The sequence below is a fragment of the Sphingobacterium multivorum genome, from assembly GCF_900457465.1.
GTDB lineage: Bacteria > Bacteroidota > Bacteroidia > Sphingobacteriales > Sphingobacteriaceae > Sphingobacterium > Sphingobacterium multivorum.
This window is the reverse complement of the sequence record NZ_UAUU01000011.1, coordinates 1,411,906-1,430,226: the sequence shown is the minus strand read 5'-3', so window position 1 is coordinate 1,430,226 and position 18,321 is coordinate 1,411,906. Positions and strand designations below refer to the sequence as shown.

Sequence of the window (18,321 nt, the reverse complement as noted above, 5' to 3'; positions counted from 1 at the left end):
AATGAAAAAATTTCATCACTATATAACAATTTTCGCAAGCACTACCCTGTTGTTGTCCGCATGCAGCGTGGGCAAAAAATACACCCGTCAGGAGATAGCAATGCCCGAAAATTTCAAAAACAGCGAGGTTGTCGTGACGTCTGATACGCTACAGCTATCCTGGCGTAACTTTGTACAGGATCCCCTGTTGACATCACTCATTGAAAAGGCTTTGTCCAATAATACGGACGTCAATGTAGCACTCCTGAACATGCAACAATTGGAACTCGCGTACAAGCAGTCTAAGAAAGGATTACTACCAACAGCTGATTTAAGTATTGGAGCGAATAGAACCTGGTTATCGAGCAACTCTTTAAATGGCTCACTAAGTGACCAATTTATCGGGACGCCTCATATGGACGATTATAGTGCTACGCTCAGATTGTCTTGGGAAGCCGATATATGGGGAAAGGTAAAAATGCAAAAAGAAGAATCCTTGGCTAATTTTTTTGGCCAAAAGGAAAATTTATCGGCTTTGAAAACCCGGGTTATTGTACAGGTCATCCAGTCATATTACAATCTGATTGCTTTGGATGAACAGCTTAAGATTGCACAAAGAAATGTTCAATTGAGCGATAGCACACTGAATATGATACGTTTGCAATACAACTCATCACTGGTCAGTTCGCTTGCTGTGGAGCAAGCCGAAGCTCAGAAGAAAACTGCTGAATTATTAATTCCCCTAGCCCATCAAAATATGGCGGTCGAAGAAAATGCACTGAGCATTCTTTGCGGAGGTTTCCCCGAGGGCATCCAACGTACAGCAAGTTTAGATGATACGATTGTTGGAGACGGACTTGCCGCAGGGGTACCGGCCGAACTATTAAGCCGCAGACCAGATGTCAGAGCAGCTGAATACGCTGTTGTGGCTGCGACAAGCAGAATGGGACTCGCTAAAGCAGCAATGTACCCCTCCATAAGCTTGACTCCATCCATTGGTACAAACTCCATTCAATTTAGCAAATGGTTTGATCTACCGGGTTCTATTGTGAAAACAATAGCAGGGAATATTGCTCAACCGATTTTTCAGAAAGGGGCCTTGAAAACAAACTATGAGATATCGGTCATCGAACGCGAAAAGATAGCTTTGCAGTTTAAACAGTCGGTTATGGTCGCAGTTTCGGAAGTTTCTGATACCTTGGCAAAAATCAAACATACAGAACAGCGCCTGCGACTTATCCACGCCAAATCAAATGCCCTCGCCAAAGCCACCGCTGATGCGGCCTTACTTTACAAAAGTGGGATGGCAAACTATTTGGAAGTGATAACTGCCCAAAACAATGCACTTCAAAATGATTTGGAACGTATTACAGTAAAACGGGAAAAGCTCAATGCGGCCATAGATCTTTACCGTGCACTGGGGGGCGGAACGGATACTTTACCGCCAAATACGCCATAAAAGCAGAAAATAAAAAGCACAAAATAAAGGCAACTGAATAAATATACGCCCCTAGAAGCAAAAACTTCCTAGGGGCTTTTTCATTACTTTTTTGCAGCTGCGCCCAAAATTCCCTATCTTCGGGTAAATACAAATATGATGAATAGAACGAGTTGTCTTCCTCCTCCAGTAGCGTAATATTTTTTCCCGATATTACTGAAGCCCAATACCAGAAATGGACCGATTTGCTGTGCTTCTTATTTTCTATCAATTTTATTATTTAACATCTTTCGTCCTTATTGGGCGGAACTGGAAGACAATTTCTTATGAAACATTCATATTTCATGCTGCACCTTGCTGTGCTGTGCCTGGGACTATCTGGCGTATTTGGAAAAGTGATTTCACTCAACGAGGGGATACTCACATGGTACCGTGTATTTTTAGCTGCCGCTATCCTATTTTTTATTCTAAAATGGTATAAAATACCTACAGATTTTACTTTCAAAGAGAAACTGCATATTGCAAAAAATGGGCTACTTTTGACAGCATCCTGGCTATTATTCTATGCTAGCATCAAATATTCAAACATTTCCATCGGCGTAATCTTCTACTGTATGGCAAGTTTTTTTACCGCTATTTTTGCACCGATGATCAATAAAACGAAATTTAGATTGTCTGAACTTCTGTTGAGTGGACTTACGTTGTGTGGGATAGCACTGATATTTCACTTCGATACCTCACACCAGCTTGGCATAGTCTTAGGGATAATTTCTCCGGCTTTTGCCTCACTCTATGCGGTTCACAATGAAAAATTGACCAAAAAGTACAATGCAATATGCATTAATTATTATCAAATGATCGGTGGAACAATAGGGCTGGCATGTCTACTTCCTTTTTACATTCAGCACTATCCAATCAGCACTTTCATTCCCAATGCCCTGGATATTTTCTATCTGATCATCCTATCTTTATGTTGCACTGTGGGAGTCTATCTCGCATTTACAGAAATCTTAAAGAAGATATCAGCATTTACATTGAACTTAAGCTTAAATCTTGAGCCAGTATATGCTATTTTGATTGCATTTTTACTTCTTAATGAAGCAAGAGAATTAAACCTATCCTTCTATGTTGGACTGTTTTTGGTTGTTTCATCTGTGTTATTGCAGTATTGGATCAGCAGTAAAAAGAGCGCTTAACAACCTCCATTCATTTCCCAGTCCAACGAAGATTGGGAAATGAATATTGTTTCCTCCTTGTGTCAAGCAGGTAGCCCCGATAAACAGGTAGCCCCGAAAAAACATGTTGAAAAGAAAAATGTGTGTCATTTTCAACAAAGCATTATATTTATGAAACGATTCGGGTTTTAATTCCAAAACCGGCACAACCGGTCAAGCAATTTATTATATATACATTAAATAGATAGTTCCGTTATGAGCAATAGCAGTACAGAAAACAAATTTGTCAACCAGCAGATCCAATACCTTGAGTTTGTATCAAGCGACCTTGAACGTGCCAAAGCATTCTACTCAACGAGTTTCGGTTGGGAGTTTACGGATTACGGACCAGCATATACGGCTTTTGGCGGAAAATATGTTGATGGTGGTTTTACACTTGGTGACCCCAGAAATGGCAGTATTCTCGTCGTTATCTATGCCGACGATCTACAGGCTACTCGTGATCAGGTTATCCGTGCTGGCGGGACCATATTAAAAGATATTTTTAGCTTTCCCGGAGGAAAAAGATTTCAGTTCCAGGATCCTGATGGATATGAATTGGCCGTATGGACTGTTGAATAAAAGTTAAATACAATATATACTCAAATACAAAGCCCCCATATTTTTCTCATATGGGGGCTTTGTATTTTAAAATCAGGCTCTTTTAGCTTTCTGATAGTTTTTATTTTTATTCCTATTGAAACGCTTCTTCTTATGCTGTGGATTCTTTTTGGCAGGATTGTAAGTAGGTCCCGCTTCAAACCCCTCTGGCAATGGAAGTTTTTCAATCGGATAATCTATTAAATTCTCGATTTGAGCGAAACGGTTTTGGTCTTTCTCATTGACAAAGGTAATGGCTGTTCCTGTAGTTGCTGCCCGTGCCGTACGTCCAATACGGTGTACGTAGTCTTCCGGATCCGGTGGAACATCGTAATTAACGACCAAACTGATCCCCACCACATCGATACCGCGAGATATCACATCTGTCCCTACCAATACCCGTACCTGACGAGACCGGAATCTAGCCATGATATCTTCCCGTTTCGACTGCTCGAGATCCGAATGGAAACCCTCCGCATCAATCCCCTGCTTCTGTAATTCCTGAGCGAGAAGTTTGACCGTAGTTTTTTGGGACGCAAAAATAATAACAGATACATAGTTCGGATCCTTCAGTATATTCTTCAGAAGCTCCATTTTCTGTTGATCATACGCAAGATATACACGTTGATCTATCCCTTCCGAAGGTTTAGAAATGGCAATATTAACTTCCACAGGCTCTTGCAGAATTTTTCGGGCAAAAGACCTTATCTTCATCGGCATCGTCGCCGAAAACAAAAGCATCTGCTTTTTCTTCGGTAGATAACTTACAATACGTAAAATATCGTCTTGAAATCCCATATCCAGCATACTATCGGCTTCATCCAAAACAAAGTGCTTTAAATGAGAGAGATCAATCTTCATGGAGGTAAGATGGCTTATCAACCTTCCCGGCGTAGCAACAATAATATTTACCCCCTCTCGTATGGCCCGTTTTTGCTGTTCATACCCCATACCATCACCACCACCATAAATGGCTATGGATGTTGCACCCGTATAATAAGACATGCCCATAATCTGCTGGTCAATTTGCATAGCAAGTTCCCGGGTCGGAACAAGGATAATAGCGAGGATAGATTCCCTTGAATTCCGTGCTATTGCATCGAGGATCGGCAACATATAAGCTGCTGTTTTACCTGTACCTGTCTGTGCACAGGCAATCATATCTTTTCCCTCTTTAATAATCGGGATGGTCTGTTCTTGGATCGGCGTAGCCTCCTCAAACATCATACTTTCTAAACCTTCTTCCAAAGCCGGAACAAAGCCAAATTCATCAAATCTCAACGTATTGTTTTTATTGTTGTGCCCTAAATTACTAAATCTAATTCATAAAAGTCTAAAATTAATACCTATAGCTCGTTATCCGCTTTCAAATAGATGCCCAAATAGGATTAATCTTTAACCTTCGACTGCTATCTATTCAAAATCTAATCAATAACCCCTGTTTTCTTTGCAGCTGACACAGCGCTCAAAACGACGTAGCCTAGCAGGCCGGCACATAAAGAAGCGATCAGAACCGCGAACTTGGCCTCTTCAATCAGCATGCTATCATCAAAAGACAGTATCGAGATGAAGATCGACATCGTGAAACCGATTCCCCCCAATAAGCCTACTCCAAAAATCTGTTTCCAGCCAGCCCCTTCCGGTAATTGCGCAATCTTCAACTTCTTCGCAATATAACAGATCAAAAATATACCAATTGATTTACCAGCGATAAGACCAAAGATAATACCAATCCCCAATTTTGAAGTCAAACCACAATCATTTCCCCATGGATTGGAATAAGCGTATTCGCAAATGCAAACAGCGGAATGATAATAAAATTGACGGGTTTGGTCAATAGATGCTCCAATTTTTCCAGGGGAGATTCTTCCGCATCCGGTGTTGTTGGTAACGTCATAGCCACCAACACGCCAGCTATTGTTGCATGAATTCCCGAGTGGTGAACAAAGTACCAAATAAATAGACCCGGAATAAGGTAAGCCCATATCGCTTTAACGCCCAGTTTATTCAACACGATCAAAAACAGAAAGATGCCTAAAGCAATAAACAAATAGGTCGCATGAATACCATTGCTATAAAAGATCGCAATGACCAAAATGGCAAGTAAGTCATCAACAATGGCCAGAGCAGCCAAAAAGATTTTAAGACTGGCAGGAACCTTATTTCCCAGAAGCGTGATAACAGCTAAAGCAAATGCAATATCCGTCGCCATAGGGATACCCCAGCCGTTTGCCGTATTGGTTCCCTGATTTAATACAAAATAAATGATGGCTGGCAAAAGTGCCCCACCAACCGCAGCCAAAATGGGCAGGATTGCTTTACTTGGCGATGAGAGTTCACCCTCTACAATTTCACGTTTTATCTCGAGCCCCACCAGTAAAAAGAAAATAGCCATCAAACCATCGTTGAGCCACAATAACCACGAATATTTTAAATGAACATGATCGCTCTCAAAGCCTACTTCCTTGTTCAGGAATTCCATTACACTGGCATACAAAGGTGTATTTGCAACGATCAATGCTAGAATAACACAGGAAAAAAGTATAATTCCACCTGCAAAGCTGGATTTTAAGAATTCTCTAAAGACAGTTAAATTGATAAGTTTTGACATGATTTGAATATCTAAAAACGCTTACAAAGGTTCACAAGATACGATTTTTAGGACCATTTACCGAATTCGAGCGACGATATCCCGGGCTATATCCAATGTAGCTACCCTTTTATTTTTCGAACCTAACAAATCAAATGGGAGAAACAGACATTATACATTAAATTTTTATAAAAAGCTTTGTCATTTTTTAATGAAATAATTTGGCTTTGTTGCAAAAAATACTTAGCTTGCTACTATAGTTAATAAACCGTTTATTATGTGCAAGAAGTGGATTTTCATGGTACTTCTTTTCGTGGCAAATTTTACATATGCGCAGACGACAGAGGATAAAACCCAACATTCAGGTTCCCATTACATTATTTTAGCAATCATCGCTATTATTGTCATTGTTTATATATTATACAGGAGGCAAAAGAGGAAATTTAATGAATAAGGGAGATCAGTAGATCTCCCTTATTCATTAAATTTCCTCTTTATACCCTTCTCTTTCCTATCGACCTTTCAATGCCTCACATCTTAATCACGAATCGGTTCATTCGTTTGTGCTAATCGTTGCGATCCCGTATTTGCCGGACAAGCAATATCGTCTGTTGCATCGTATACAAGCTTCTTGCCATTCAATTTTGTAATCAACTCTTGAGGGACATACACCTGAACTTTGGTAATCGCATAACCACTTGGAAAATAGCGAACATAATAACCATCGGGGTGAAGCGTCCAAATACCACTTGGCACGTCCGTACGAGGTTCAGCCATACCAGCTAAGATTGCATATTGTTCAAAATCAGCGTACGAATAGTTTCCTGAGGAAACGAGCTGCCGAATATTATTTTCCGCTTCAAAGATTGTCTGTACTGCAGGAGGCATTTGGTCTTTTGCCTTTTGGACAACATCGAATGGCAAAACGCCGAGCGCACCACCTTCCAAATGCAAAATTTGTTCAGCTGTAAGCAATTTTAAGGCTGTCTCTTTCACCGGACCCGAATAATCAATAAATTTTGTCTTCGCTATGATCGTCCACAATAGCATCTGTATGTCAGATTGTGCAACTTCCGGGTGCTTTTCAGCACTTTTCAAAATTGCAATGACTACTTCTCTCTTCTTGCCCAATGTAGGTGCATACATATATCCATCACCTTTCGAAGGCGCATAAGTACCTGCTTTCAAGCAATAGCTCTTATTGGTCATTTCAAAATATCCAGCCTCCAATAAGTAACCATCATTGCCATTCTTTTGCAAATTTTCTAAAGGTTTATAAACAGCCGTATTTTGAAAATCGGGCATTTGCTCCCCCTTCCTATTTACATCTTCAAAACTTGTACTAATCGCTTCTGGTTCCTTTAGCAGTTTATCCAAACCCAACATTTTGCTTCCCTTGGAAGCAACGGCTTTGCTTGCCTTATCCAATAGCCCTCCAAATTGAGCCGAGGCTCCTTGGATATTAAATAAAAAAGCAACTGTAAGTATAACGACACCGGTTATTCTATTTCTTTTCATAATTGATTTCATTTCAGCTCTTGTCCACAAAAAAGAAGCCAATTTAAATCACCAACACAATATTTATAATTTATTAATTCCTTGTTTGCACACATTGCCGGATTTCACACGTCATTTCAAGATCCTCTTCATCCTTTGAAATTTCAGACCATACATGTTTTCAAAAGAAGCTAAAAAACAGTTGATTTCCCCAACATTACTCTCCGCAATTTCTCCTGAAACTGATCACCGTAAATAGTTAAAAATACAATATTAAAACGTATCTTTGCAGCATGATTAATGTGTCAAATCTCTCCCTTCGTTTTGGTAAACGTGTACTATTCGAAGATGTCAATCTAAAATTCACACCTGGAAACTGTTACGGTATTATTGGCGCTAATGGAGCAGGTAAATCTACTTTCTTAAAAATTATCTCAGGGGAAGTTGATCCTTCGACAGGTTCAGTGGCATTCACGCCAGGCGAACGCATGTCTGTTTTAAGTCAGGATCACTATGCTTTCGACGAGTTTACTGTTCTTGAAACTGTCATGATGGGTAACCAAGAGCTTTACAAAATCATGAAAGAGAAAGATGCCATTTACATGAAAGAGGATTTCTCTGATGCCGACGGCGAACGTGCCGGCGAATTGGGAAAGTCTTTTTGCTGAAATGGATGGATGGAATGCCGAATCAAATGCCGCAACTTTATTGAGCAGTTTGGGTATTAAAGAAGAACTACATTATAAGTTGGTTTCTGAAATCGACGGTAACCAAAAAGTGCGCGTACTTTTAGCGCAAGCATTATTCGGTAAACCCGATATTTTGATTCTCGATGAGCCTACCAATGATTTGGATATTAATACCATTGCATGGTTAGAGGATTTTTTAGCGAGTTACGAAGCAATCGTCCTCGTTGTATCCCACGACCGTCACTTCTTGGATGCTGTATGTACGCATACAGTGGATATTGATTTTGGTAAGATGACAATCTATACGGGTAACTACTCATTCTGGTACGAATCTTCTCAATTAGCGTTAAAGCAACGTTCTGATCAAAACAAGAAGATGGAAGATAAAGTAAAAGAACTCCAGGAATTTATCCGTCGGTTCTCTGCCAATGCTTCCAAATCCAAACAGGCTACTTCTCGTAAAAAAGCCTTGGATAAGATCAATATTGACGAGATTAAACCATCCAACCGTAAATATCCTGCCATCATGTTCAATACCATGAATCGTGAACCAGGAGATCAAACGCTACAAGTTGAAGGATTAAGCAAAACGGTCAATGGCGAGGTATTCTTTAAGGATATCACGTTTATGATTAATAAAGGCGATAAAATCGCTGTTCTAGGTCCAAATTCATTGGTTACCACAGCATTTTACGATATTATCACTGGTAGAGACACCGATTTCGGCGGCGAATTCAAATGGGGCGTTACCATCACTCCTGCCGATATGCCGATTGAAAATGCCGCGTTCTTTGAAGGAAAAAGTGATAATTTGGTTGATTGGTTGAGAGAATATACAACTAACCCAGAAGCAGATGAACAGTTTATACGGGGATTTTTGGGGAAAATGTTATTTTCCGGTGAAGAGGTTATGAAGAAAGTATCTGTGCTTTCGGGAGGAGAAAAAATGCGCTGTATGTTCTCCCGTATGATGCTTCAAGGTGCCAACTTCCTGATCTTCGATGAACCAACCAATCACTTGGACTTGGAATCTATCACTGCATTGAACAATGGAATGTCTGATTTTAAAGGATCCATGTTGTTCACATCCCGTGACCACGAATTGACTGAAACTGTTGCCAATAGAATCATCGAATTGACGCCGAAAGGTATCATCGACAAATTGATGACTTACGATGAATACATTAATAGCGATGTAGTGAAAGCACAACGTGAAGAAATGTATAAATAAATAAGATAATTTATCCCAATTTAATAAAGGCTCCATAATTCATTTTATGGGGCTTTTTTGATGTCCATTAAAAAAGCACTGAGGGGTTCAGTGCTAATCGCGATTGATATGAAAGAATTGAGAAAGTTTTTATTTTACTGAACCGACGGTTTGACAATACGCCAGCCTAATTGTAAGGACACTGCACAATGATCGGATAAATCTTGGCCCTTTTCGTTTTGAAAAAGCTTTTTTTTGAACCTGATAATTCTTTGCCTCAAATAGCAAATGATGATCGTTGCGATAGTAGATTTTATCAATACCTTCACAATCCTCTGTTAACTCCAACGCCGTTTTCGCTTCAAAGTTCGCTTGATGCGCAGGAATATCACCTTTGTTGCGTAAACTTACCCATGCATCTACCAAACCTAAGTCCTTCTGAAAAGAACCGATGTTATCCAGCTCGTAAGCATAATGTGCATTAAAGTCACCCATAATCAAAAGTGGTCTGCCAGCCGAATACTTTTTGATATAGGCTTTTAGCTGATTTATATTCTTCTGCCGGGCAATCGTTGCATTCTGATCATCCTGCGCTGTAGCATGTACATTATAAACATCAATAAATACTGCCTTGGCCAATTGAATTCGAGCGTAAGAAAAGCCTTTAGGCGTCAGACAATCTGCACCATTGCAATCGGTCCAGCTTATTCGCTCAAACTCTACGATCGGATATTTTGAAAGTGTACTCAGCCCGTCCCCAAAAGGTACTCCACCCATATTTGCCGTTCGGTAGCTATGCTTATTTTCGCTGTAAAGAAACTTGTTGTAGTTAAAGTCCTCCTGTACATTGACAATATCAAACGCATTGATCCGATTGCCGATCGACGTAATACTGGAAGACCGCTCGGTTACAGCACTGGAAATCAATTCAGGAAGGCCAGCTATATTGTATGTTAACAAATTTAGCTTTCCGTATGTCGCCTCCGGCATAGCTGCATACACCGAATTACTAAACTTCGGCTGTTGTTTTGGCTTCAACTTAAAACCCAACATAACACCGGCAGACGCACAAATAAATAAGATGACAATCTTTCGAAAACCCTTGGGTCTAATTTTTTTTTCGAACAATAGATCTAATAGCATGGACTGAATATTTTGTTCACTCTAAAGGTACTCCACCAACATTAGCTCTATTATCATATTCAATTAATTCTACTTTTAATAATCATTCACAAATCATTAAAAACTAATAATTTATAAACACTATAATGACAAAAGGTTAATACCTGCATAGCATAGGGGTTACAGCTTTCAACTATTTTTATACAACCCCTAATAAGAATAACATGAGAAAGGTAGCCTTCTTTACAGAGATACTCGTCGAGGATTTTGACGGTGCATCACGGACAATGTTTCAGCTGATAAACCGTATAGACCAGCAGAAATTCAACTATTTCTTTATTTATGGCGGCGGCCCTACGCAATTTCGAAATTTCCATTCTTACAAGGTTCCCACATTCAAAATACCGGTCAATGACGATTATTGTCTCGCTATTCCACAGCTTATTAAAAAGAAACTTGAGCTCGCTTTAGATAAATTTGCTCCCGACATGATCCATATTGCAACTCCTTCCCTTTTAGGTTTTTTTGCATTGAATTATGCCAAACGGAAAGGTATTCCTGTCCTTACAATCTATCATACACACTTCATTTCATACATTGTCTATTATTTCAAAAACATATTACCCTTAGTCAAACCGACTGAACAATGGATGAAAAAAGCAATGAATAACTTTTACAACAAATGTGATATTGTCTATGTACCGACCAAATCCATTCTAAATGAATTACAGCAGATCGGCTTACAACAAGAAGGATTAAAACTGTGGCAAAGAGGAATAGACACAGCTCTGTTTAACCCCCAAAAAAGAATCTATCTCAACTGCAGACCATCACAAAGAATGACAAACCAACAATCCTTTTTGTCAGTCGTATCGTCTGGGAAAAAAATATTAAAACGCTTATTGAAATCTATCAACAGATACATGCCCAAAACCTCGACTATAATTTCATTGTTGTCGGTGAAGGAACAGCCAAAATAATTGCGATGCAAGAGATGCCTAAAGCTATTTTCTTAGGAAAGAAAAGCCATGATGAGCTCGCAATTTTATATGCTTCGGCCGATGCGTTTGTTTTTCCGTCGGTCTCAGAAACGTATGGAAACGTCGTCGTCGAAGCATTAGCATCCGGACTTCCTTGTGTTATCGCCAACGGCGGAGGCTCGGCCTCCTTGATTCAGCACGGAAAAAATGGATTTAAGTGTCAACCTGAAAATGCGGCTGGATATGTTTACTACCTCAAAAAAATTCTCTCCGACGCAAGCTTAAAAAAGAATCTCGTCATTGAAGGTCTATCCTATGTTGGGCAACTGGATTGGAATAGACTAGCTGGACGCTATTTTAATGACATTGAACTATTGATAGACAAAACACAGGAAGTCGATTTGGCATGGGCAAATTAACAAACCCAAGCCAACTCATCAAAGGTGTTTTTTTACTTTTGATTCTGGCGTCCATCACGATCTTTTTAGCGAAAAGCGATTTAAATGCGTTGAAAAAAGAGCTCTCCTCTGTTGGTTATCGCTTCATCGTTATTTTGTTTACAACTTGCGCGGCCTATTTTTTAGGTACATTAGCTTGGTGGATATGTTTAGGCCCTGCAAAAAAGAAGGTCAATCTGCTCAAACTCTTTGCCGTCCGTCAAATCGGGGAAACCGTTGGACTATTCAATCCCACCAGCATTATCGGTGGCGATTTATTAAAGGCACAATTGATAACCCGTTATGACATTCCTTTAAAAGAAGGATTGAATTCGGTTGCAATATCCCGTATTACTGCCGTACTGTCTCAATTGACACTCTTTTTGATTGCTATGATTTGGTTGATATTTTCTCCTTTAAAAAATGAAATTATACGCTACGCAGGCCCAGTAATTTATATGATCTGTATGTTCTTATTTCTTTTGATGATCTTGATACTTTACTGGTTAATAGCTGCAAAAAGTCCCTCACAAACCAAGGCTTCAACAGCAACACCTTTTGGAAAAGCACAAGCGCATGTTCAGTCACTCCTTTGGAGTGTAAAAGACTTTTATAAACATCAAAATAAGGTTTTTTGGTATTCTTACTTACTTTTTGCACTACATTGGATTATTGGCAGCCTTGAATTCTATTATATTCTAAAATTTTTGGGTGTTTCAGTACAACCAATACATGGTTTAATAGTAGATATGAGCGTCATTGTGCTAAAAAGCATCGGTGCTTTTATTCCAGGACAACTGGGTATTGAAGAAATCGCCAATAAGCTCCTACTCCATATGATCGGTATTACAGGAGGTAGTATTTGGCTCAGTGCTTCATTATTACGTCGCGGCCGACAGCTCACCTGGGTAGCACTGGGTTTTATATTTTATCTATGCATCAAAAGGAAACCAGTACATGTATCCATCTGAAATAGAAATACTATTTGTCAGCCACAAATATCCCCCAAGTGTTGGCGGTATGGAAAAACAAAGCTTTGAACTGATCAATACTGCGGCTCTTTACTTGAAGGTACACACCTTAGTCTATGACAATAGGGAACCTCTTTTAGCCTTCTTCTTCCTACTGAATCGCCGCATTCTAGCCAAAATTAACGATAACCCCGGCATCAAGCTTATCCACTTTAATGATGGATTAATTGCGTCCTTCGCCTCTTTTCACAAAGGATATACCCATTTAAAACGTGCTGTCACGCTTCACGGTCTGGATATCGTTTTTCCACTTCGTTATTTTCAACGTAAGATTATACCGCGGTTTAACACTTTTGATCAGCTTATTGCCGTTAGCCAAGCCACCGCCGACGCCGCACAGTTACGCGGTATCGATCCATCCAAAATCATTGTTATACCCAACGGTGTAGATCCGATACACTGCTCCACTCAAAACAATGAACCAACCTGCGAAAGCAGGCCCTATTTTATCACTTTGGGACGCCCTGTTAAGCGGAAGGGCTTCTCGTGGTTGATGAAACATGTCATCCCCGCGATTCAGGGCGATTTCAAATTACTAATGGTGGGGCCATTCGATCAAAAACCGCAATGGAAAGAACGCCTATTGCAGCTTACACCAAAAAAGATAAATCATTTAATCACCCTATTCCTCGGATTTCCCACCGATCAAGGGGCCATCCGAAAATTACTGAAAGCATACCCCGAAAAAATTGAACATCTTGGAAAAGTTCCATTCGAACAACTGCAAAGCCTCCTGACCAACGCACAGGCCTTTTTGATGCCCAATATTGAAATGGCCGGTGATATGGAAGGCTTTGGGCTCGTCTGCCTAGAAGCTTCCACAGCAGGCACAATTGTTGTTGCCGCCGAATTAGAAGGAATTACAAGCGCCGTTACACACAATTACAATGGGCTTCTCCTGCCAAGCGAAAACCAAAACGCATGGATCGAACAACTTCAAGCCATTTTAGAAGATCCAGTCCACTATAAAAAGCTAAGCCTACAATTTAAACAGAATACCCTAAAACAATATAGCTGGGATATTATGGCCAGATCCTATTGCCAATCATTTGCAGACTTAATTACAGCAGCAGATAAATAATTGAACGTAATACCGCATCAAGTTGACTGCTTCTGTCATCCACGCGGAAAGCTCTTCAAAAGGCATTGTTTATAGAACTTACTTGCTTGCTTGCTTGCTATACAGATAAAAGATCAATTAAATGATGAAATATGAAACAATAGATGCTTACTTCCAACGACAAGAACTCATACGGATAAATTCAACGTCTTTCAAGACGCAAAACTTTTTTATAGCGAACTGCTAACGGTCGATAAAAAATCAATTGAATCAAAGCGAAACATCCTACCAAAACAAGTCCCAATGGTGAATAAAAAGTTAGACCAATATACAGTAGTAATAAGAATAACCGCAGCATCTCAAGTGGAAAAACCCAGTCTTCATGTTCTAGAAGTCCTCCAATACAAATAACACTACAAAGAATAAATCCCCCGCCAATAACGAGTTGTATCAGTTGCTGATAATTACCATAAAGCAGAAAGAAAAAAAGAAGTGTCATCGTCAACATGGACTGAAAAAAGATATAGCGGCTTAACGCCTGCGCATGAACTTGCGGCTTAGCTCCGGCAAATATGCGCTCTTCCAGTTCTTCGCGAATTTCAGGCTGTATATCGTCAGGCTTACCGAATATAGTCCGCATTTTGTTCCCAAATCCTTTCGCCCGCTTAAATGACAAACCAATTTCAAATAAATAATGAAAATGCTGCCATAGAAAAGTATAGCGGTGAATGGGCTTTGTGAGCCCATAGACACAAGGCTCCTCCTTTTGTTCCGATATAAATGTTCCAAACAGCTTATCCCAAATAATCAGGATATCCCCATAATTCTTATCCAGATAGATTTCGTTGCTGCTATGATGCACCCGATGATGGGAAGGCGTTACAAATAGCCGCTCCAAAATACCCAAATTTCCAACAGTCTGCGTATGGGAGAAAAATGGATACACGCCATGAATCAACAGAATAGCGGTCATCATAAAGGGCGGGAAACCCAAAAGGGGGATAAAAGCCCAAAATAACGAACGGAAAACGGCTTGAAATATGGTGATCCGGGCCGCCACCGTAAAGTTATAATCTTCACTTTGGTGATGTACAACGTGCGCAGCCCACAATAGGTTTATTTCATGGCTATAGCGATGATACCAATACCAGAGAAAATCTGTAAATAGGAAAAGTATAACCCAGGTCCAAACATTAGCTTCAATCTGAAATATCGCAAAATTTTGATACACCCAAACGAAAAAAAAGTAAAATAAACTAACGGAAAACATATCACACATACGCTCAACGATACCAACATTAAGATTTGAGATCGATTCATCAAAAGAATAAAAACGTTTCTGTTTTTTGAGGCTATACCCATATTCCAACACCATCAGAATTAAAAATAAGGGAATGATAAATGCCAAAAAATTAAGTTTTTCCGTATACATCCATTTGCTATTTTAAAGACAAACAATCTACCTGAGTCGCTATTTGATAAGATTCGTCTTTTATGATGCCAAAAGATAAATTCTTTCAAACTCTTTATTATTAAACAATCAATTTTAAATCAGGTTTTTCAATTTATGGTTTTTCAATTGATCAAAGGTATGCTTGCTCCTGTTTAGACAAGACCAAACGCCAACCTTAAGGACTTTTCTATCGCAAAAGAAAATGCACAAAAAAATCCTCAAAAAGCTAAACACTTTTTGAGGACTTCTGACTGAACGATAACCAGTACTTTACTGACAAGTCACCGTGATACCAGCTTACCGGACTATTTAAATGCTAATGCACACTGGACATATCGATCTGCGTCTTTCCTTGTTTGATCATCAAGACAAAGGGGACACACAGCAAAAATACCACACCCAGATATAAAAACACATCCATGTAGGATAATACAGTAGCCTGTTTCATCACGCTCATATCGAGTATCTGGTGTGCTTTGGCCAAAGCTTCATTGGGCGAAAAACCTTTCGCCTGAAAGCTCATTTGCAATTGCTGCACCCGTTGTTGCACATCAAACTTGCTTGGATCTAAATTAGCCACCAGATCGACGCGATGTTTTTGGCTATCACGGGCAATAAATGTCGTAATTAAGGCTATACCAAACGAACCACCCAGCTGGCGCATCATCCCTGTAAAGGCAGCTCCTTCACCGATTGACTTACCATGTAATGTCGATAGGGAGAGTGTCATGACAGGTACGAACAACAATCCTAAGCCAACTCCACGGAGAATTAGGGGCCAAAACATGTGCTCTGCTCCCGTATCATTGGTCATGAGACTGTACATCCAAAAACAGAAGCCAAAAAAGATACTTAGTCCTACGGCAACCATATATTTTTGGGGAACACCATTTTGGATCATCTTCCCAATAAAAGGCATCATGATACCGGTCATGATTGAACTTGGCAACAATAACAAACCTGCGTCTGTGGCCGTCCATCCCAATATCGACTGTGTATAGATTGGAATAATAAAAGTCGATCCAAACAAGCCGAAACCAAGAATAAAACTCATCACTACACCAACCTGCAAATTCTTATCCTTCAATACCCGCAAGTTAACAATGGGTTTATCATAGACCAATTCCCGCCATATAAAGAACAATAGTCCGAAAACAGACAAGATTGACAAGCCTAAAATCAATGGATCGTCAAACCAATCATCCTGTTGTCCATGTTCCAATACAAACTGAAGGGAACCAATAAACATGATCAAAAAGATCATACCAAACCAATCCACTTCCTTTGCAGATTGCTTTTGGCTATATTTAGGGCTGCGCACAAAAGATAAGGTCAACAAGGTCGCAATAATCCCTAACGGCACATTGATATAGAATATATATGGCCAGGAGAAATTATCGATAATATATCCACCTAACGGTGGGCCTAGCGTTGGACCAATAATTACCCCCATACCATAGATAGCCTGAGCCATACTACGTTTTTCCTTCGGGTAACTTTCTGTAATAATGGTCTGCGCTGTTACTAACAACGCTCCCCCCGCCCATCCCTTGTATAAAACGAAATGCAACAAGCTCCCAAATATTGGTCGCGTTACCACATAAAAATGAAGATACTGTGAATATGATAATAGACGCAGCAAAGTAATTTCTCCGTCCAAATTGTTTGGGACAACCAGCTGGTCATCGGAATCACAATTACGTTGGCGATTGCGTAAGCCGTGATAACCCATGCCACATCTGTCAAGGTCGCCCCCAACGAACCTTTCATGTCGTTCAGAGCCACGTTGACGATGGTTGTATCCACGATTTCCAACAGCGCACAAAGCACCGCTGTAATCGTGATTACAACACGTCGAAAACCATATTCAACCAGACTGTCTTGTTGATTTAAATTTTCCATAGTTATTGAACATGCACATCTACGTCAGCATTCATGCCCGGTCTGAGCAAAGCCACATTTTCTGCTTTATTGTCTTTTGTCAATTTGATTTTTACAGGTAAACGCTGAACAGTCTTCACAAAGTTACCAGTCGCATTATCTGGCGGCAATAAAGAAAAACGCGATCCTGTCGCCGGTGAGAAAGAATTTACTTCACCTTCAAATTCGATATTAGGATAAGCATCCACTTTGATCCCCACCTTTTGACCAGGCTTCATTTTTTCCAATTGCGTCTCTTTAAAGTTGGCTACTACCCATGTTTCAATATTATCGACAATGTAGAATAAAGACTGACCTGGATTGACCATTTGTCCAGGCTGAACCTTAATGTTGGATACCTGACCATCCACAGAAGCCAGTACCGCGGTATAAGAAAGGTTCAATTTAGCCGCCTCAAGCTGTGCATTCGCTCTTTTTATATTCGCCTCAGCAACAGAAGTTTGTTTTGAAGCCACTGTAGTCTTACTGACGATTGCATTACGTTGCGACGCACTGGCATTGCGTTGCTGTTGCAAAATTTCAACCTGCTTGTCGGCTTCCAATTTCGCAGTCAATGCCTGCTCGTACTGCTGTTTCGTAATGGACTGGTTATTGTATAAGTTTTGGTAGCGGATATAATCATTGTTCGCTTGCTTAGCACGAATACGTGCCGCATCGATGCTGCCTAAATTGGATTGAATCGTTGCATCTGAGATCGCCACATTAGCCGAAGACGCAGATACATCTGCCTTTGAAACATCAAAGCTACTTTGAGCTGCTGCCAAGGCTGCTAATGCCTCGTCCACACGAACCTGATAGTCTTGACTCTCAATGGTAAATAACGTATCCCCTTTTTTAACCAAATCATTGTCCTTTACATAGACTTTAGCGATAAAACCACCCACCCGTGGAATGATCGGGCTCATGTTTTTCTCTACCTGCGCATCGTCTGTAGTCTCATGCGCCTGGCCATGCATATATTTATACGCCCCATAAGCCCCTCCGAAGATGACCAATGCAGCCAAAACAATTGTAAATTTTTTATTTGTACCTTTTTTTTCAGGTGCGTTTTCTACTGTATTTTCCATGTCTAGATTAATT

The 18,321-nt window shown here is 40.0% G+C and carries 17 protein-coding genes and 1 pseudogene; 8 read left to right on the top strand and 10 right to left on the bottom strand.

Features of this window, described 5'->3' with window-relative positions:
• Position 1: 1 nt before the first annotated feature.
• From DTA23_RS23470 to DTA23_RS23460, 3 genes are all read left to right on the top strand, one after another.
• Positions 2 to 1,438 carry an efflux transporter outer membrane subunit gene (locus DTA23_RS23470; protein ID WP_112376169.1) on the top strand — a complete coding sequence of 479 codons (1,437 nt, stop codon included), beginning with the start codon at positions 2 to 4 and terminating at the stop codon, positions 1,436 to 1,438.
• 305 nt (positions 1,439 to 1,743) lie between these two features.
• Positions 1,744 to 2,613, top strand: a complete 870-nt coding sequence (locus DTA23_RS23465; protein WP_112376579.1) for a DMT family transporter — start codon at positions 1,744 to 1,746, stop codon at positions 2,611 to 2,613.
• A 234-nt stretch (positions 2,614 to 2,847) separates the two neighbouring features.
• Positions 2,848 to 3,213 (top strand): VOC family protein, encoded by a 366-nt coding sequence (locus DTA23_RS23460; RefSeq protein WP_046674543.1) that lies wholly within the window; start codon positions 2,848 to 2,850, stop codon positions 3,211 to 3,213.
• A gap of 72 nt (positions 3,214 to 3,285) precedes the next feature.
• Here DTA23_RS23460 and DTA23_RS23455 read toward each other — a convergent pair whose 3' ends face one another.
• The 4 genes from DTA23_RS23455 to DTA23_RS23445 all read right to left on the bottom strand — a co-directional run bounded on the left by DTA23_RS23455 (position 3,286) and on the right by DTA23_RS23445 (position 7,339).
• Positions 3,286 to 4,512, bottom strand: a complete 1,227-nt coding sequence (locus DTA23_RS23455) for a DEAD/DEAH box helicase (protein ID WP_112376168.1) — start codon at positions 4,510 to 4,512, stop codon at positions 3,286 to 3,288.
• A 143-nt stretch (positions 4,513 to 4,655) separates the two neighbouring features.
• Complete coding sequence (locus DTA23_RS30950) at positions 4,656 to 4,982, bottom strand: Na+/H+ antiporter NhaA (protein WP_440591190.1); 327 nt, start codon at positions 4,980 to 4,982, stop codon at positions 4,656 to 4,658.
• Positions 4,979 to 5,842: a Na+/H+ antiporter NhaA gene (gene nhaA / locus DTA23_RS23450; protein WP_440591189.1), complete on the bottom strand. Its 864-nt coding sequence runs from the start codon at positions 5,840 to 5,842 to the stop codon at positions 4,979 to 4,981. Before nhaA ends, DTA23_RS30950 begins: the two co-directional genes overlap by 4 nt.
• Positions 5,843 to 6,358: 516 nt before the next feature.
• Positions 6,359 to 7,339, bottom strand: a complete 981-nt coding sequence (locus DTA23_RS23445) for a hypothetical protein (protein ID WP_112376167.1) — start codon at positions 7,337 to 7,339, stop codon at positions 6,359 to 6,361.
• 272 nt (positions 7,340 to 7,611) lie between these two features.
• Between DTA23_RS23445 and DTA23_RS23440 the strand changes: the two are divergent.
• A pseudogene (locus DTA23_RS23440) lies at positions 7,612 to 9,238 on the top strand (ABC-F family ATP-binding cassette domain-containing protein).
• A gap of 129 nt (positions 9,239 to 9,367) precedes the next feature.
• On the opposite strand, the gene DTA23_RS23435 reads toward DTA23_RS23440, so the two are convergent.
• Positions 9,368 to 10,360, bottom strand: coding sequence for an endonuclease/exonuclease/phosphatase family protein (locus DTA23_RS23435; protein ID WP_112376166.1), 993 nt, complete (start codon positions 10,358 to 10,360; stop codon positions 9,368 to 9,370).
• A 203-nt stretch (positions 10,361 to 10,563) separates the two neighbouring features.
• Here DTA23_RS23435 and DTA23_RS29795 point away from each other — a divergent pair, with 203 nt between their 5' ends.
• From DTA23_RS29795 to DTA23_RS23420, 4 genes are read left to right on the top strand one after another with little or no spacing between them, the layout of a single operon-like run.
• The gene (locus DTA23_RS29795; RefSeq protein ID WP_256604639.1) at positions 10,564 to 11,319 is read left to right on the top strand and encodes a glycosyltransferase; all 756 of its coding nucleotides are present in this window, start codon (positions 10,564 to 10,566) and stop codon (positions 11,317 to 11,319) included.
• A complete protein-coding gene (locus tag DTA23_RS29790) occupies positions 11,211 to 11,738 on the top strand; it encodes a glycosyltransferase (RefSeq protein ID WP_370445165.1) in 528 nt (175 codons plus the stop codon). The genes DTA23_RS29795 and DTA23_RS29790 overlap by 109 nt, the downstream gene beginning before the upstream one ends.
• The gene (locus DTA23_RS23425) at positions 11,726 to 12,727 is read left to right on the top strand and encodes a lysylphosphatidylglycerol synthase transmembrane domain-containing protein (protein ID WP_070565502.1); all 1,002 of its coding nucleotides are present in this window, start codon (positions 11,726 to 11,728) and stop codon (positions 12,725 to 12,727) included. The genes DTA23_RS29790 and DTA23_RS23425 overlap by 13 nt, the downstream gene beginning before the upstream one ends.
• Positions 12,714 to 13,868, top strand: coding sequence for a glycosyltransferase family 4 protein (locus DTA23_RS23420; protein ID WP_254667698.1), 1,155 nt, complete (start codon positions 12,714 to 12,716; stop codon positions 13,866 to 13,868). The genes DTA23_RS23425 and DTA23_RS23420 overlap by 14 nt, the downstream gene beginning before the upstream one ends.
• 181 nt (positions 13,869 to 14,049) lie before the next feature.
• Here the strand turns inward: DTA23_RS23420 and DTA23_RS23415 are convergent, their stop codons facing one another.
• The 5 genes from DTA23_RS23415 to DTA23_RS23405 all read right to left on the bottom strand — a co-directional run bounded on the left by DTA23_RS23415 (position 14,050) and on the right by DTA23_RS23405 (position 18,308).
• The gene (locus tag DTA23_RS23415; RefSeq protein ID WP_070565504.1) at positions 14,050 to 15,279 is read right to left on the bottom strand and encodes a sterol desaturase family protein; all 1,230 of its coding nucleotides are present in this window, start codon (positions 15,277 to 15,279) and stop codon (positions 14,050 to 14,052) included.
• A gap of 337 nt (positions 15,280 to 15,616) precedes the next feature.
• Positions 15,617 to 16,831 (bottom strand): DHA2 family efflux MFS transporter permease subunit, encoded by a 1,215-nt coding sequence (locus tag DTA23_RS23410; protein ID WP_256604706.1) that lies wholly within the window; start codon positions 16,829 to 16,831, stop codon positions 15,617 to 15,619.
• Positions 16,776 to 16,925, bottom strand: coding sequence for a hypothetical protein (locus tag DTA23_RS29785; RefSeq protein ID WP_256604705.1), 150 nt, complete (start codon positions 16,923 to 16,925; stop codon positions 16,776 to 16,778). Before DTA23_RS29785 ends, DTA23_RS23410 begins: the two co-directional genes overlap by 56 nt.
• Complete coding sequence (locus DTA23_RS29780) at positions 16,894 to 17,202, bottom strand: hypothetical protein (RefSeq protein ID WP_256604638.1); 309 nt, start codon at positions 17,200 to 17,202, stop codon at positions 16,894 to 16,896. The genes DTA23_RS29785 and DTA23_RS29780 overlap by 32 nt, the downstream gene beginning before the upstream one ends.
• A 2-nt stretch (positions 17,203 to 17,204) precedes the next feature.
• Complete coding sequence (locus tag DTA23_RS23405) at positions 17,205 to 18,308, bottom strand: HlyD family secretion protein (protein ID WP_070565508.1); 1,104 nt, start codon at positions 18,306 to 18,308, stop codon at positions 17,205 to 17,207.
• Between the last annotated feature and the right edge of the window lie 13 nt (positions 18,309 to 18,321).